Here is a 583-nt window from a genome sequence, read left to right as displayed (position 1 = left end):
AAAAAGCTGTGCTTCCAAATCTTTTTCTTGATTTATGTAATTCTTGATTTTTTTATCTGCTTCTTCTTTTTGTCGTTGCGCTTTTTTCTTATCTTTCCTCACTTTCTCAAGCTTACCTTCAAGTTGTTCTATTTTTTTATTCATTCAATTCTCCTTATTGGTTACTACTAGTTGCGGTTGTTGGTTCAGAAGATGTAGGTGTTGCCGTTGATGTAGATGAAACTGGAGTCGAGCTTGAACTGCTAGTATCTGAATAAGTTCCTATACTTTGCCCTCTCGCTTCAGTCAATACGATAGGCTCTATTTTATTGATTAATAGTTTCCCTGCTTTTTCTACATAGGTCAATCGAATTGTCGCCTTAGTACTACCAGTAAGCCCCTTAGAAGCTCTATTATCTTTCTCTGTTAAGGTAGTACTAGTATATTGAACCTGAGCTAATGCAATTTTATGTTGTTTATCAATGTAGATAGAGCCTGATTCAAAAGCTTGATCAACCACATACCCCTTATAGGTCTGGTTGACTGGTTTTTGTTCTTCTTGAACAGTTTCCTGATACATAGAATCAGTCATAAAAGGCTTATA

1 pseudogene is annotated in these 583 nt (G+C 35.5%); it reads right to left on the bottom strand.

Annotated elements, in window-relative coordinates:
* Nucleotides 1-154: 154 nt before the first annotated feature.
* Nucleotides 155-583: pseudogene (locus OCF96_RS09880) on the bottom strand (hypothetical protein); the annotation flags it as partial.

Origin of the sequence: Streptococcus mitis (assembly GCF_946190065.1) — a bacterium.
Lineage (GTDB): Bacteria > Bacillota > Bacilli > Lactobacillales > Streptococcaceae > Streptococcus > Streptococcus mitis_DE.
This window is presented reverse-complemented; position numbering and strand designations above follow the sequence as displayed.